At 59.0% G+C, this 13884-nt stretch carries 16 protein-coding genes and 1 pseudogene; 8 read left to right on the plus strand and 9 right to left on the minus strand.

Going from position 1 to position 13884, the window contains the following annotated elements:
- Nucleotides 1–63 precede the first annotated feature (63 nt).
- The gene (locus tag DW355_RS17090) at nt 64–732 is read left to right on the plus strand and encodes an NAD(P)-dependent oxidoreductase (protein WP_131281897.1); all 669 of its coding nucleotides are present in this window, start codon (nt 64–66) and stop codon (nt 730–732) included.
- Between the two features lie 136 nt (nt 733–868).
- Here the strand turns inward: DW355_RS17090 and DW355_RS17095 are convergent, their stop codons facing one another.
- Nucleotides 869–1822, minus strand: a complete 954-nt coding sequence (locus DW355_RS17095; protein ID WP_131281899.1) for a LysR family transcriptional regulator — start codon at nt 1820–1822, stop codon at nt 869–871.
- Between the two features lie 184 nt (nt 1823–2006).
- Between DW355_RS17095 and DW355_RS17100 the strand changes: the two are divergent.
- The 4 genes and pseudogenes from DW355_RS17100 (at nt 2007) to DW355_RS18575 (ending at nt 4635) form a co-directional block, all read left to right on the plus strand.
- A pseudogene (locus tag DW355_RS17100) lies at nt 2007–2758 on the plus strand (SDR family NAD(P)-dependent oxidoreductase).
- 47 nt (nt 2759–2805) lie between these two features.
- Complete coding sequence (locus DW355_RS17105; RefSeq protein WP_131281900.1) at nt 2806–3186, plus strand: nuclear transport factor 2 family protein; 381 nt, start codon at nt 2806–2808, stop codon at nt 3184–3186.
- 426 nt (nt 3187–3612) lie between these two features.
- Complete coding sequence (locus DW355_RS17110) at nt 3613–4068, plus strand: VOC family protein (RefSeq protein ID WP_131281902.1); 456 nt, start codon at nt 3613–3615, stop codon at nt 4066–4068.
- Between the two features lie 330 nt (nt 4069–4398).
- Nucleotides 4399–4635 (plus strand): YunG family protein, encoded by a 237-nt coding sequence (locus tag DW355_RS18575; RefSeq protein WP_431733190.1) that lies wholly within the window; start codon nt 4399–4401, stop codon nt 4633–4635.
- A 44-nt stretch (nt 4636–4679) separates the two neighbouring features.
- On the opposite strand, the gene DW355_RS17120 is transcribed toward DW355_RS18575, so the two are convergent.
- Entirely contained in the window at nt 4680–6128 is a 1449-nt protein-coding gene (locus DW355_RS17120) for a sensor histidine kinase (protein WP_131281903.1), read from the minus strand.
- A complete protein-coding gene (locus DW355_RS17125) occupies nt 6125–6781 on the minus strand; it encodes a response regulator transcription factor (RefSeq protein ID WP_131281905.1) in 657 nt (218 codons plus the stop codon). Before DW355_RS17125 ends, DW355_RS17120 begins: the two co-directional genes overlap by 4 nt.
- Before the next feature lie 177 nt (nt 6782–6958).
- Here DW355_RS17125 and DW355_RS17130 point away from each other — a divergent pair, with 177 nt between their 5' ends.
- Nucleotides 6959–8893, plus strand: a complete 1935-nt coding sequence (locus DW355_RS17130) for a S9 family peptidase (RefSeq protein ID WP_165493219.1) — start codon at nt 6959–6961, stop codon at nt 8891–8893.
- Nucleotides 8894–8969: 76 nt separating this feature from the next.
- Here the strand turns inward: DW355_RS17130 and DW355_RS17135 are convergent, their stop codons facing one another.
- Genes DW355_RS17135 through DW355_RS17145 form a run of 3 tightly spaced genes read right to left on the minus strand, consistent with a single transcriptional unit; the run spans nt 8970 to nt 10291 of the window.
- Nucleotides 8970–9206: a DUF2798 domain-containing protein gene (locus DW355_RS17135; RefSeq protein ID WP_131281908.1), complete on the minus strand. Its 237-nt coding sequence runs from the start codon at nt 9204–9206 to the stop codon at nt 8970–8972.
- A complete protein-coding gene (locus tag DW355_RS17140) occupies nt 9206–9787 on the minus strand; it encodes a flavodoxin family protein (protein ID WP_131281910.1) in 582 nt (193 codons plus the stop codon). Before DW355_RS17140 ends, DW355_RS17135 begins: the two co-directional genes overlap by 1 nt.
- A 42-nt stretch (nt 9788–9829) precedes the next feature.
- A complete protein-coding gene (locus DW355_RS17145) occupies nt 9830–10291 on the minus strand; it encodes a DUF2938 domain-containing protein (protein ID WP_131281911.1) in 462 nt (153 codons plus the stop codon).
- Between the two features lie 123 nt (nt 10292–10414).
- Between DW355_RS17145 and DW355_RS17150 the strand changes: the two genes are divergently transcribed.
- Nucleotides 10415–10837, plus strand: a complete 423-nt coding sequence (locus DW355_RS17150) for a helix-turn-helix domain-containing protein (RefSeq protein ID WP_131281912.1) — start codon at nt 10415–10417, stop codon at nt 10835–10837.
- Nucleotides 10838–10936: 99 nt separating this feature from the next.
- Here DW355_RS17150 and DW355_RS17155 read toward each other — a convergent pair whose 3' ends face one another.
- From DW355_RS17155 to DW355_RS17165, 3 genes are read right to left on the minus strand one after another with little or no spacing between them, the layout of a single operon-like run.
- Nucleotides 10937–11455, minus strand: coding sequence for a DMT family transporter (locus DW355_RS17155; protein ID WP_165493220.1), 519 nt, complete (start codon nt 11453–11455; stop codon nt 10937–10939).
- Nucleotides 11456–11484: 29 nt separating this feature from the next.
- Nucleotides 11485–12018 (minus strand): carboxymuconolactone decarboxylase family protein, encoded by a 534-nt coding sequence (locus DW355_RS17160; protein ID WP_131281914.1) that lies wholly within the window; start codon nt 12016–12018, stop codon nt 11485–11487.
- Between the two features lie 51 nt (nt 12019–12069).
- Complete coding sequence (locus tag DW355_RS17165) at nt 12070–12819, minus strand: glucose 1-dehydrogenase (protein WP_131281915.1); 750 nt, start codon at nt 12817–12819, stop codon at nt 12070–12072.
- A 115-nt stretch (nt 12820–12934) separates the two neighbouring features.
- On the opposite strand from DW355_RS17165, the gene DW355_RS17170 reads away from it, so the two are divergent.
- Nucleotides 12935–13849, plus strand: a complete 915-nt coding sequence (locus DW355_RS17170; protein ID WP_131281917.1) for a LysR family transcriptional regulator — start codon at nt 12935–12937, stop codon at nt 13847–13849.
- Nucleotides 13850–13884 lie beyond the last annotated feature (35 nt).

Consider the following 13884-nt stretch of genomic DNA (forward strand, 5'->3'; position numbering starts at 1 on the left):
CACGAAGATCAACCCAGGGACGTCGTCCTCTTGAAAGGCGTCCCGCATTCTGAGGAAACCAACATGCAAAACCAAGAAACCGACTCCAGCAAGACTGCCCGACCCAAGCTGCTGGTGCTGGGCGCGACCGGAGACACCGGCAAGCTCATCGTCAGTCAGGCCGCGGCGCGGGGATACGACGTCGCCGTGCTTGTGCGTTCGGCCGAAAAGGGACGTGCTCTTGATGGAGTGGAATACTTCGTCGGAGACGCCCGCGACGAGCAAGTCTTGCGTCAGGCGCTCAAGGGCAGAGATGCCGTCATCAGTGCGTTGGGCACACCGGTCAGCCCATTTCGCGAGGTGACCCTGCTTTCTTCCGCGACGCGCGCCCTCGTCAGCGCGATGAAGGCGGAGCAGGTCTCACGCCTAGTCTGCATCACGGGTATCGGCGCCGGTGACAGCGCTGGGCACGGCGGGTTTCTTTTCGACAAGCTGATTCTTCCGCTTCTCCTGCGAAAGGTATATACCGACAAGAACCGGCAAGAAGCCATCGTCCGCGAGAGCGGCCTCGACTGGGTGCTCGTGCGTCCTACAGTCCTGAACAACCAGCCGGGCCGCGGCACGCATCGCACGCTCACCGACCTCTCTAACTTCCACGGAGGGACCATTTCGAGAGTAGATGTCGCCAAGTTTGTCTTGGACCAAGTGAGCACTAGCAATTGGGTACATCGTTCGCCATTGATCACGTGGTGAAGAAATTCAGCACATCGAATCGCCCCGGGCTGTGTAGATCTGCTTCAGATTGCGCCGTTGTTTCCACGATTTTTCCTCGACTCCGTGGTCAGTGGTCAGTGGTCAGTAGATCAGATTCGACAAATTCAACCACTCATCACTGCTTTCTCGACTTCGCCTTGACGGAGCGTTGTTCTGATTTGGGGGACTCCGCGACGCGTTCCGGAAAAACTTCAAGCAACCAGTCCATGAAGACGCGAAGGCGGTGCGTCACATGCCGGGCTTGCGGGTACACGATCTGAAACGGATAACGCGCTGGACGCCACGCTTGAAGGATCTCTACAAGAGTGCCATCGCGAAGACCAGAAGCAGCTGCATAGCCGAATGTCTGGACGATTCCCAACCCTGTGACGCAGGCCGCCAAGTGTGCATTGCTTTCGTTGATTCCAACGCGGTGATCGACCTTGATCTCTGTTTTCTCGCCGTTCCGCTCAAAGCGAAATGGAATCGGCCGGCCCGTATCGCTCGACACGTAGGAGACAAGCCGATGCCCGTTCTTGAGCTCATCGGGATAAGCAGGCGTTCCGTATTGCTTCAAGTAGCTTGGCGCCGCGCAAGTGATCAGAACGGCTTCACCCAATCGGCGCGCCACGAGCGAAGAGCTCTCCATCGCTCCTCCGCGAATCACGCAGTCGACGTTTTCGCCGACCATGTCAACCGATCGATCCGACACGCTCAGATCAATACGGATGTCTGGATAGCGCACCATGAAATCCCCAAGCATCGGGATCAGGACATCGCGCGCGGTTGATCCGCCGACATCGACTCGAAGATGACCGCGGGGCTTACCGCGCGCCATGTTAAATGCCCCATCAATGTCCTCAAGGTCACGCAGCACCCTGCCGCTCTTGACGTAGTACTCCTCGCCTTCCTGTGTCACGGTCACGCGTCGCGTGGTCCGTTGCAGCAGGCGCACACCAAGGTGCTTCTCCAGCTCTCGCACCAGCTTGCTCACCGTCGCGATGGGCATGCTCAAGGAGTCTGCCGCTCGCGTGAAGCTACCCGCTTCGATGACGCGAGCGAGAGCGCGCATCGCAAGTAACTGGTCCATCAAGGTTCCTCATCAGTTTTTCTCTAATTATCCATGGATGTAGATAGTTAATTCATTGATCTCTCTTTTTCATTCAATCCGACGTGCCTACATTGAGCACATGCCGACAGCAACGGAGCTTCCCAAACGGACTCCAGCCATCGCAAGGCATGCCTCTCTCAACGTCATCACCATGAAACAGAATATGAACAAGCAACTCGCAGGAAAGATTGCCCTGGTCACCGGAGGAAGCACTGGTATTGGCCTCGGCGCCGCCAAGGAACTGGCCGCCCAAGGCGCGCAAGTCTTCATCACCGGCCGTCGTCAGACGGAATTGGACGCAGCGGTCGCAGAGATCGGCCCCAACGCCACCGGCATCCGCGCAGACGCCTCGGTACTGGGGGATCTGGACACCGTGTACGCGGAGATCGCGAAGAAGGTGGGTCGGCTCGACGTCCTGTTCGCCAATGCCGGGGGGGCGACATGCTCCCGCTCGGAGCGATCACGGAAGAGCACTTCGATCGCATCTTTGGCACCAATGTCCGGGGGGTTCTGTTCACGGTGCAGAAGGCCTTGCCTTTGCTCACCAACGGTGCCTCGATCATCCTGACTTCATCGACGACGTCGGTGCTCGGCACGGCAAGCTTCAGTGTCTACAGCGCCAGCAAGGCAGCGGTGCGGAACTTCGCGCGATCGTGGGCGCTGGACCTGAAGGATCGTGGCATCCGCGTGAATGCGGTGAGCCCGGGCCCAATCCGTACGCCAGGCTTAGGCGGCCTGGCACCGGACGACGCCACGCGTCAAGGCCTCTTTGACTATCTCGCTTCCCAGGTACCGCTGGGCCGCCTCGGCGAACCTTCCGAGATCGGCAAAGTCGTGGCCTTTCTGGCATCGGACTCCGCCAGCTACATCAACGGCGTTGAACTGTTCGTTGACGGTGGCATGGCACAAGTCTGACCTCCTTCCATGGCCGCACTGCGGCAACACCACCCCACAAGGAACCCATGAAATCCGCACTCGAACTCCTGAAAGCCTATCTGGACAACATCCAGAGCCCACCCACCGCCGCCGCGCTCTTCGCGGACGACGGCATCCTGGAATTACCCACCGTCAACGCACACGCCACAGGCCCTGAGCAGGTCCAGGGCTTGGTGACTGGCCTACTCAAACGCATGCCCGACTTCCGCTTCAGAAACTTGACTGTCTGGATCGATACCCAAGACAAGGTATTCGCTGAGTATTCCGTCGAAACCCTCGTCGTCGACACCGGCAAGATCTACCGGCAAACCTATGCAGGTGTCTTGATCGCCGAGAACGGAAAGATCAAGCGCTTGCGCGAGGCGCTGGACACCGCGGCGGCTACAGTTGCCTTCAAGCAGGACTGACTGCAGACATCGGCGCGCAGGTCGGGTAATCAGCGAAGCTCGTCGCTCAACTCCTGGCTTCGCGCTTGAATTCGATCACGCTACAGATTGATCGCGGATCATGAGGGCCTAAGCAGATGCCGAGTTTTTTTGCCAGACGCCTTGAAAGGATTGTTTTCGACTTCTCTGAAACAGTTCATGAAATCGATAGACCGCAAAGCCGCGCCAATGCTAGTTACTTGTTTTGATCGCCCCGGTTCCAATAGATACCTTCGCGCCTAAAACTGAGGCCCATAGGAGGTGCTATGAGCGACAACAGGTTGAGCGATCTTTTTGTCGTCGTCATATTTTTTCACTTTAGCGCGCATCGAGGACAGAAATAGACCTACATGGATGGGAGACTGACGTCATCGCGCCAACTTGGCCGACTTCAAATAAGCAGCAAAGATGTCCATCCAGACTACTACCCACCTCAACTTTTGTGGCGACGCGCGCCAGGCGCTGGCGTTCTACCAGTCCGTCTTCGGCGGCCACCTTGTCATCAAGACCTACGGAGATTTCAGCATGCCGGCCCACATGCCCGGCGCCGACAAGGTCGTGTTTGGTCTCGTCGCCGCCGAGAACGGTTTCCGGGTGATGGCCTATGACATCCCAGACCAGACCGCTGGTGGCATCGCCTCAGGCGGATCAACCCGCCGCGAGAACGGCAGCACGATCACCAACCAGGCTTTCTTTGTCTCGATCAGCGCCGACAACCTCAAAGAGGTAAAGGATTACTGGGACGCGCTGTCCGTCGACGCCATGATTGTGGAGCCGCTCGCCGCATCGGCGTGGAGCGCAGGCTTCGGCATGCTCACGGACCGCTTCGGTGTGACCTGGGTCGCAAGCGTCACCGCTTCCTGACTATCCGCCGTCGCTGTAAGGCCCCAATGTGCCCGCGCCGCGACGTGACCATCTCCAAATATGACTCCAGCCAAAGTCTTCACGACGGGTTCTCCGGAACACGTACGTCTTTTGTTCCATGGGGAAAATCACATCTCCTCGCCCCTGAAACCCTCTCTTTTGACCTTATGGGAACACTTACGAGCCATTTACCTGCGTAGATCTGCTTCAGATTGCGCCACTGTTTCCTCGGTTTTTACTTCGATTCCTAACCGAGGGCGAGCCACCGCCTAGGCCGTCCGATGCACTAAGCGCTCGGCTGGGCAGACCTTCTCAAGCACGGTAACTCCTATGTCCTCTGTACCTACTCTCTTCGCGACACCCCTTGAGCTGTACCGTGTAATCGCTCGCGTATGGTCTGCAGACACATCGAGTCCGACCGGTGCATGGTCGCCATCCAATCGTGCGCAGAATCATTGCAGTTTCACCTCCTTGGTCGTGCAGGATTTCTTTGGCAGCGACATTCTCAGCACCAAGACTGCGGGCGGAATCCACTTCTACAACGTGAGGCGTGCCGTCGTTGTCTAGCGCTGATGCAAGACTGTGGGCGCTGCCGTGCATCAGGCCATGGCCTAGTCGTGCAAGGGAAAATTGACGTAAAAGCCTACCCCCCGCCCTTCCAACCCTTCTCCCAGGCGAACCTCTCCACCCAAGCTCCGTGCAGCTTGCAGAACAATCGCCAAACCCAAGCCCGATCCTCGTTCGGTGCTACCGCTTCCCCGGTGAAAGCGCTCGAAGACCCTGGGTTGATCAATCAGCGCAATGCCCGGCCCATCGTCCCGAACAGTCAGGTGCAGCCGATCGCCATCGATACGCAGTGCCACAGCCACGGCGCTGCCTCGCAGCTTTTTGCGACCCTCTGCGCCACCCGCATAGCGCACTGCGTTATCTACCAAGTTGTGCACGATCGACTCCAACGCCATCAAATCGAGCCGCGCCAAAAGAGTTTCTGGTGCATCCAAAGAAAGCTCGATTCGCTTCTCCATGGCTCGAGGTACAGCCTGTGCAAGGGCAGCACGCAACCAATGGGCGACATCAATCTCACGCGGGACGGGGCGCTGAGCCTCATCGAATGCAGCCAAGTCCAATAACTGGTGGGCCAAATGCGAAGCGCGTTCAATGGCTTGTTCCAAGTGCGCCTGAGCCTGTGTGCGCTCGCTTTCGCTGTTGGCGCGTGCCATGACATGCGCCTGTGCAGTGATCACTGCCAGCGGCGTGCGAATCTCATGCGCGGCATCCTGCACAAAAGAGCGTTCACGTTCAACCTTGATGCGCAGTTGATTGAAGAGATGATCCAGCGACTGCTCCAGCGGCTTGAGTTCGCGGTGGCGAGCGTCAAATCCAACAGGCTTCAGATCATCCGTGCTGCGTTCGGCGATGCGGGCAGCCAGTTGCTGCAGGGGCCATAGACCATTGCGCACAGACAACCAAACGGACAGCAACACAAACGGTGCGGACAGCAGCAGATAGGGCAGGATAAAGCGCGCGTTGTACGCAAGGAACGCCGCGTCCGTGCGTTTGGGTTCGATCACGCGCAAATGCCAACGTGCACTATCCCCGGTGTAGATGCGATACATCGTGCCAACCGTTCTGGCTTCGGTGATAACGCCAACCGACTCAAGCGCAAATGGAGGAAGTGTCAGCGCTCGCAGGTCAGGGGATATGAAAATGGGTTGCCCAGAAGCGTCGTTCAACTCGTACAGCCAGGAACCCGGTGCCAGACCAATCTGGCGGCGCCGAATATTGGTCCACTTATCGGTTGAAGCCATGACAGCCGCCGCATGTGTAGGGTCGGCGATGTCCTGCAGCGACATCAGCAGAGCATCGCCGAACTTTTTCATGCTCGGCTCGTTCGTGATGGTCTGCTTGTAAGTAATGAAAATGTAAGCCAGCAAAACCGCCCACACCAGAACAAAGGCCAGCAACACTGACACCAGGGTGCGGCGCACCACCGTGGGCTCGGTGAGTCGGGCCCAGGCAGCGCGTAAAAGTTCCGTTCTTTGCGGGGTTACGGTAGTCATGGTTGCAGCAGGTAACCAACACCGCGCACGGTGCGGATCAATTCTGTTCCGATCTTGCGTCGAAGGTTGGAGACGTGTACTTCGACGGCGGCAAAGTCCATCGGTTCGCCCAGTGGATCCAAGCGATGTGACAGAACACTTTTTGACACCACAACCCCGGGTTCACGTGCCAGCTCCAACAACAACTGGAATTCGCGGGGTGAAAGTTCAAGCACAACGCCTCCGCGCTCCACCACATGGCGGCGTGGTTCGACGATCAGTTCTCCTAGTACCCAGCGTTCGCTGGCTTGACGTGCACTGCGACGCAGAACGGCACGAATGCGCGACATCAGTTCTGCGGTGGAAAAAGGCTTGATCACGAAATCATCCGCGCCCCCATCGAGCCCAGCCAGGCGGTCATCCACGGCCGAGCGTGCAGTGATCATGATGATCGGTACTTTCTCCCCCTGAGAACGCCAGCGCTTCAGCAGGTCAAAACCACTGCCATCGGGCAAGGTCAAGTCAAGAAGCACGCAGTCGATGGCGTTTTCATCCAGCTTGGTCGGGGCATCAAAAGCGCGGCGGAACCACTCGCTCGTCAGCCCTTCGACCTTCAGCGCGGACTGCAGTGCGCGACCTAGCTCCAGGTCGTCTTCGATCAGCAAGATGTGCATGACGTGATTGTGGCGCTGGCGATGCCACTGCATACGCCGAGTTTCTGTGTCTTTGGCTGATCTTAAGGTTGCGCCTTGCACAATGCCCCGACGACAGGCTTCCACAAAGAACGGGTGAACCCTATGAAGACACTCCGGAAAAGACATGCACTGCGACGTTGGTCGTATGGTGTCGCGATGGCCGTCACGCTGACGGCTTTCACAGGCTGTGCCACCGGTCCTACGCATCCCGCGCTCATTGGGGCCGATTTGCCAGAGTTGATCCCGGTACGCGACTTCGTGGCCAGCCGGCAGTCCACGGGCGGGTATCAGGTGTCGCCCGACGGGAAGCGCATTGCCTGGTTCGGCACCGATGGTCTGGCACCCGCAGTATGGTTGCGATCCATCGATGGCGACGATGCCAAGGCGTTTCGCATCCGCGCGCGTTTTATCCGGTTCAGTGCAGACAGCCGTTGGCTGGCCATTACGGCAGACCCCACCGGCGACGAGAACATGCGTATCTACGCAGGCCAAGTGGACGGCTCGGACACGAATCTTCGCGAATTGATGCATGCCCCGGGGTCTGTGACGCAGATATCGGAAGCTGTGGATGGTTCGTCCGACTTCATCGTCACATCCAATCAGCGCGACAGGAAGGTTTTTGACCTGTATGGCTTCAACCCTGCAAGCGGCACATCCATATTGCTGAGTCAAAACCCTGGCAATGTCACATGGTGGGGCGTTGATCGCACTGGAAGGTTGCGGGCACGCGCGCAGGTATTGGGCGATCGAGGCGTGCTGGAGCGCCCGGGATCAGAGCCTGGTAGCTGGCTCACCGTAATCCAATGGAGCCGCTGGGATAGCCTTTCCATCTTCGGCATTCACGAGGAAGGACGCAAAGCCTGGGCTCTATCCAACCGAGGTCGTGACAAGCAGGCCTTGGTCCGGCTGGATCTGGTCAACGGAGAAGAGGAACAGGTGTTCGCATCGCCCGATGTAGACCTCGACAACGTCACTCTGAGCCGACGAACACGCGAGCCTCTGGTGGCCTATTCCATGCCAGGCTATCCAGAACGCAAGGTATTCGACCCTTCATTGGCAGCGCGCCTGTCCGCCCTGACGGGTGACCAAGCTGCGGAAGTATTGATCACCAGCACAGACCAAACCGACAAGATACTGACCGTCGCGGTAGCCACCGACCGGGGCACACGGAATTACTTGCTGAGGGATGGCCGTGAACCCCAGTTCCTTGGCGAGAACCGATTGAGCCTGATTGCCAAGGATTTAGCGCCGACGACGCCTATCACGTACGCGGCTCGGGATGGGCTGACTATCCATGGCTATCTGACACTTCCCACGGGCGTGGCACAACGGCATCTTCCCATGGTTCTGTTGGTACATGGCGGCCCCTGGCGGCGCGACCGTTGGGGTGGTGGAATCACAAACCGGTCCTTGCAGCAATTCCTGGCCAATCGAGGCTATGCGGTACTGCAGGTGAACTACCGAGGCTCCAGCGGCTATGGGCGCGCGCACATGGAAAAAGCCATCGGTGAATTTGCGGGCCGCATGCACGACGACCTGGTGGACGGTGTGCGTTGGGCCGTAGAACGAGGCGTGGCAGATCCTGCACGCGTGGCCATCTACGGGGCCAGTTACGGCGGTTACTCGGCCCTGGTGGGTGCCACCTTCACGCCCGAGGTCTTTGCGTGTTCCGTGGATGTGGTGGGAGTGACGGACATCGCACGCCTGTTGGAGACCGCTCCTCCATATTGGGAGTTGGGCCTGCCCTGGTGGTACCGCTATGTCGGAAATCCGGCCGAACCGGCTGACCGTGCGCGCATGGATGCCAAGTCTCCGCTTTACCGCGCCGCGAATGCGAAAAATCCCATCCTCATCATGCACGGTGTGAACGACTCTCGCGTGAAGCTGGAGCAAGCTGAGCGGATGGTGGCCGCGCTGCGCAAGGCGAACAAGGAGGTGGACTACGTCACCTTCAAGGGCGATGGCCATGGCAACCTCCGTTGGACCAACAACCTCACGATGTACCGCAAGACGGAAGACTTTCTGGCACGTTGCCTGGGTGGACGCAGCAATGGATTTGATTATTACCAGTTGGGGGCCTGGGCGTTTTGATCAGAACGGCTTTCGCACAAGACCGACGTCCCAAAAATTGAGCGGCGACCGAGTCTGGAGCCTCTCTTGAGTTAAGTCAGTCAAGCCCAGGTTCACTGACGAAATACTGAACAAACCGCCGCGTGAGCGGTGCCACCAGCAGCACGACTGGAAAGGCGATGAGCCAAGCCGCCAGCCATGCACCGCCCCACAAAGCCAGAAAGTCGGCCTCCGGACCGACTGCGCGCAAGGTCGAGATAGCCGAAACCAACAGGGACATCAGACCCGAAAGGATGAAGCCGAAGAGGACGGGGGCGTAGCGGGCGGGCAGCATCAGATGGCCTCCTCGGTAGGCATGGCCATGCGTGCCAACACGCTGGCAAAGTTTCGGCCAAAGGCCTCGGCGCTGCGCAGGTCGCCGGGTGCATAAGACTGGCCCGGGGTCGAATGACCGGCCTGTGCCATCAGACCCGTCCATGAGCCTAGGCGGTTGAGTGCCTGCTCGTAGGGCACACCGCTGTTCTGTTCGGGCAGGAAAGGATTGCCCACCCAGATCATGCCGTGCTGCATGGCGAAGGTGAGCATGGACAGCAGCGTGGTCTGCTTGTCACCGGAGGGCAAGGCCGAGACGGTGAAGCCCGAGGCGAGCTTGCCCTTGAGTTGTTGCCTGCGCCACAAACCACCAGTGGCGTCCATGAAGGACTTGAACGAACCACTGACGCCGCCCAGGTAAGTGGGCGAACCGAAGATACAGCCGTCGAACGCGATCAAGCTGCCGGGATCTCGGGTCAGATCTTCGGCCCTGAGCAGGCTGACTTCGGTACCGGCCACGCTCTGGGCACCAGCGACGACGTGCTTGGCAAAGTGCTCCGTATTGCCTTGCCCGCTGTGATAGATGACGGCGATATTCTTCATGATGGCTCCTTGGGATGAAATGAAGAAAGTGGGAGTGATGTGTCAGGCGTGGTCCAGGACAGCCGCAGCAAGTGCTGCCGCGTACAGGCCGAGACCGAACACGGTGTGGTTGGCCAGGCTCTTGACACGATTGAGGACTGGTGTCGCCGTGCGTGCCGAGGCGAAGCCGGCGCCCATGGCCGGTTGCATGACAAACAGCGGCAATGCCACGGTGCCAATCCCAAAGGCCAGGAAAGGCAAGAGCGTGGGCGTTCTCAGCCACGTCGGGCCACACAGCCCGGTGAACAGCAGCGCAAAGGAGATGCCGGTGAGATAGTGGACGATCCAGCCCAGCGCCAATTCACCACGCACAGGGGCTGCCTTGGAGATACTGTCGTGCACCCAGTGTCCCCGCGGCATATGCCCGACCCAGCGACCGAGCGGTCTGAAATTGAGGGCGGGTACACCGACAGCCTGGAGCAGTAGCAGCCACAGGTCCATCACCAGGGTAGCACCGACGCCCATGAAAACTGCGCGCGGAAGTGGGAATTCGAGGAATGTCACGAGGCGCCTTTGAGGTTGACTTGATGAAGCGGTCCAGGCACTATAGAAATTCAAGTCAACTTGAGGTCAAGGCATTTTTGGATCATGGACATTGCGGAAGTTGCCAAGCGGTCGGGGCTCCCAGCTTCGACCTTGCGTTACTACGAGGAAAAGGGCTTGATCGCCTCGGTGGGGCGCAACGGACTGCGGCGCACTTTCGAGCCACGCGTGCTGGAGCAACTGGCGCTGATTTCGCTCGGACAGGTGGCGGGGTTCTCCCTGGACGAAATCGCCCGGATGTTCACGCCCGACCGACGGCCCCACATCCAACGAACAATGCTGGAGTCCAAGGCGGATCAGATAGACGCGTTGATGATCAAACTGCGCGCGATGAGCCGGGGACTGCGGCATGCCGCGAATTGCCCGGCACTGAGCCATATGGAATGCCCATCGTTCAGGCGTCTGCTGAAGGCCGCAACAGATGGGTCACTGACCGATCGGGTGGCGCGGAATGCGCGGAGCGTTTGAAATCGCAAAGATGTGAGGACGACCTGCCCCTGTGGACCGAGGACAGTCAAGTTGAGGCTCAGAAGCATCAATTGGAGTCGAGGGTCAATTCGCTTCTGGTCAGATGCCGCCCAGTTGACCGTGTGACGGCGAACAAAAGCCCGGCCATGGCAATGGCCAACCCGACGGCCTCGTCTGCGCTGGGACGATGGCGATCCCCGCGATACGACGCGGAGTCAACGCGTCGCCCAGCAACCATGCGCTCAGCACCATGCCCATCACGCGCATGGTCGCGAACGGGAAAACTGCCGCATGGCTTTGTGGCGCAAGCTGCAATGCGCCAAATATCAGCAGCCCGAATGGCGTACCAGCGAGAATCGCCATGAGCAACCAGACACGCCATCGCTTCATGAACACCCGGGCGTCCAGCCAAAGGACCCGTGCCAGCAGCGGAAAGGTTGCCAATCCTGCCGCTCCAAAGCGCAGCGCGGTCAGATCCGCTGTCCCCATACCTCGGGAGATGCCCCAGCGGGCATACACCGTGTAGAGCGCGCCAATACTGGCTGCAATCAAACCAATGGCAACCCCGGCAACCAAACGCTTGGTATCCGATTTCGTGGTCGGAGATGTTGCTGGCACGATACGGTCCTTTTTTTGGTCAGGGGGTGTTAGATCTTCGGTGCGGCAGGAAAATCGACAGGAACCTTGGTCGTGCCGTGCAGGTAGTTCGTGACCGTCTTGTCGCCGATGATCACAATGGCATCAACCAGGTTCTCCTTGGTCCAGCCCGCATCGAAAAAGGCCTGAACGAGTGAGGTGTCGGCATGCCCGCGTTCGACGGCCATGCTCTTGACCAGCTTGGCAAGAGCATCGAGCTTGACGTCGAAGCTTGCGCCACCGCGTCGAATCTCGAGAATTTGCTCGGGAGTGAAACCGACCATGCCGCCAATCACGGTGTGCGCTGCCAGGCAGTACTCGCAGTTGTTGACTTGGCTGACGACCAGGTTCACGACCTCACGAGCTTTGCCGGTCATGCTGCTCTTCGCATTTTGGAACGCAAGGTAATTTCCCAATGCATGCTCGGAGTGCGCCAGCGTGGCATAGAGATTGGGGACCTTGCCCAAGCCTTTCTTGAGGTTGTCAAACAAAGCCTGGTTGGCAGGGCTGACTTGGTCGCGGGAGGGGACGTTGATGGTGGTCATGATGAATTTTCGAAAGCGAAGTTGAGGAAATGGGCGCAGTTCGACGTTGTCTTACTGCGCCGTGAAACCGCCGTCGATCGTGATCGACTGACCGGTGAGGTACGCCGCCTTGCTACTGGCGACGAAGATGATGGTCTGGGCGATTTCGTCAACGGTCGCGGCACGTTTGGCCGGGACGATCGAGAGGAAGCCAGCCTTGGCTTGCTGATCACCGCCAACAAAGCGGTCCAGCATCTCGGTCTGGACAGGGCCTGGTGCAACAGCGTTGACGCGCACTCCCGCTGCGGCACCCTCGAGCGCGGCGCTCTTGGTCAGTCCTTCGATGGCATGCTTGCTGGCCACATAGATGGAGGCGCCAGGAAAACCGACCTGGCCAGCAATAGACGATAGATTGACGATGCTGCCCGTGCCCTGCTCAAGCATTACGCGCATTTCGTGCTTGAGCGACAACAGCGTCCCCAGCACATTGGTGTCGAAAGTGGCGGCGTAGTCATCCGCCCCTTGCTCCGTGATGGGCGCCTGCACGCCTTCCGTGCCGGCGTTGTTGACCGCGATGTCGAGCCTGCCGAACCGCTCAACGGTCTTGTCGACCAAGGCGCGCACGTCGGACTCGTAGCGCACATCGGCACGCAGGAATTCGGCTTCGACGCCCAGGCGGCGCAACTCGGCGGCAAGCGCCTGACCCTCAACGTCACGTCGTCCACTGACAACAATGCGGGCGCCTTCTTGAGCGAAAGCCAGAGCGGTGGCTCGTCCGATACCGGTGAGCGCTCCTGTGACGAGTACGACGAGGGGATTCATGCGGTGACTCCATTGATGAGGTTGCGATGGGCCTACTGTGATTTATTCCTATTCAATGCACTAGCCAGAAATTCGTACTAATATTTATTCCAATCAAGACTTAATTGGATGAAAAATGGACCGATTACAAGCGATGGAAATCTTTGTGCGCGTGGTGGAGACCGGCAGCTTTTCTGCCGTGGCGCGCGAGAGACGCAGCACGCAGAGCGCCATCAGCAAGCAAGTGGCCGGACTGGAGAAAACACTGGGCGCGCAGTTGCTCTTGCGAACGACGCGAGCACTCGCGCTGACCGAGGCAGGCGAGCGCTACTTCGAGCAAGCACGCCGGCTGGTGGCCGAAGTTGCCGAGGCCGAAACCGAACTGCGCGCTGGAGACACGCAGTTGCAGGGCTGGTTGAGAGTGGCGGCGCCAGGTGCGTTTGGTCGCCTCAAAGTTCTACCGCTGGTACAGAAGTTTCTGGCAGCTCATCCGGGGGTCAAGGTCGACCTTCGCCTTGCCGACGGCTTTGTCGACCTGGTTGAGCAAGGCATCGATGTGGCTGTGCGCATTGGCGAGCTAACCGATAGCAGCCTCGTGGCTCGCCGGGTGGGTACGACTCGGCGTGGACTGCTCGCCAGCCGCAAATACCTCCGCTCTCTGCCCAAGACGGCGTCCATGCCGCGTGTGCCCGAGGATCTGTTTGCACACAACTGCATCGTCTATAGCGAACTCGCCACGCGCAACGCTTGGACATTCACAGCAGGACCCGGGGCAGGCGTCGAGCCTGGCAGCAGTTGCACCGTGCGAGTAGGCGGAAATCTGCAGACCAATGCGAGTGAAGTAATCCGCGCGGCCGTGCTCGCAGGACAAGGTTTGGGACTTTCCCCGACATTTTTATTCGAGGAAGAAATGGCCCGCGGAGAGGTACAGCTCTTGTTAGCAGACTGGGCGGTTCAAGAACTCCCTTTGCATCTGGTCAGTCCGCTGCAACGGCGACATTCGGCGAAAGTTCGGGCATTCGGTGACTTGGTTGCAGCTGCCGGACTTTGATTTCTGTCAGATGTGCATTTGGGAATGCTGAACCG

The organism is Hylemonella gracilis (genome assembly GCF_004328645.1).
Taxonomy (GTDB): domain Bacteria; phylum Pseudomonadota; class Gammaproteobacteria; order Burkholderiales; family Burkholderiaceae_C; genus Hylemonella; species Hylemonella gracilis_B.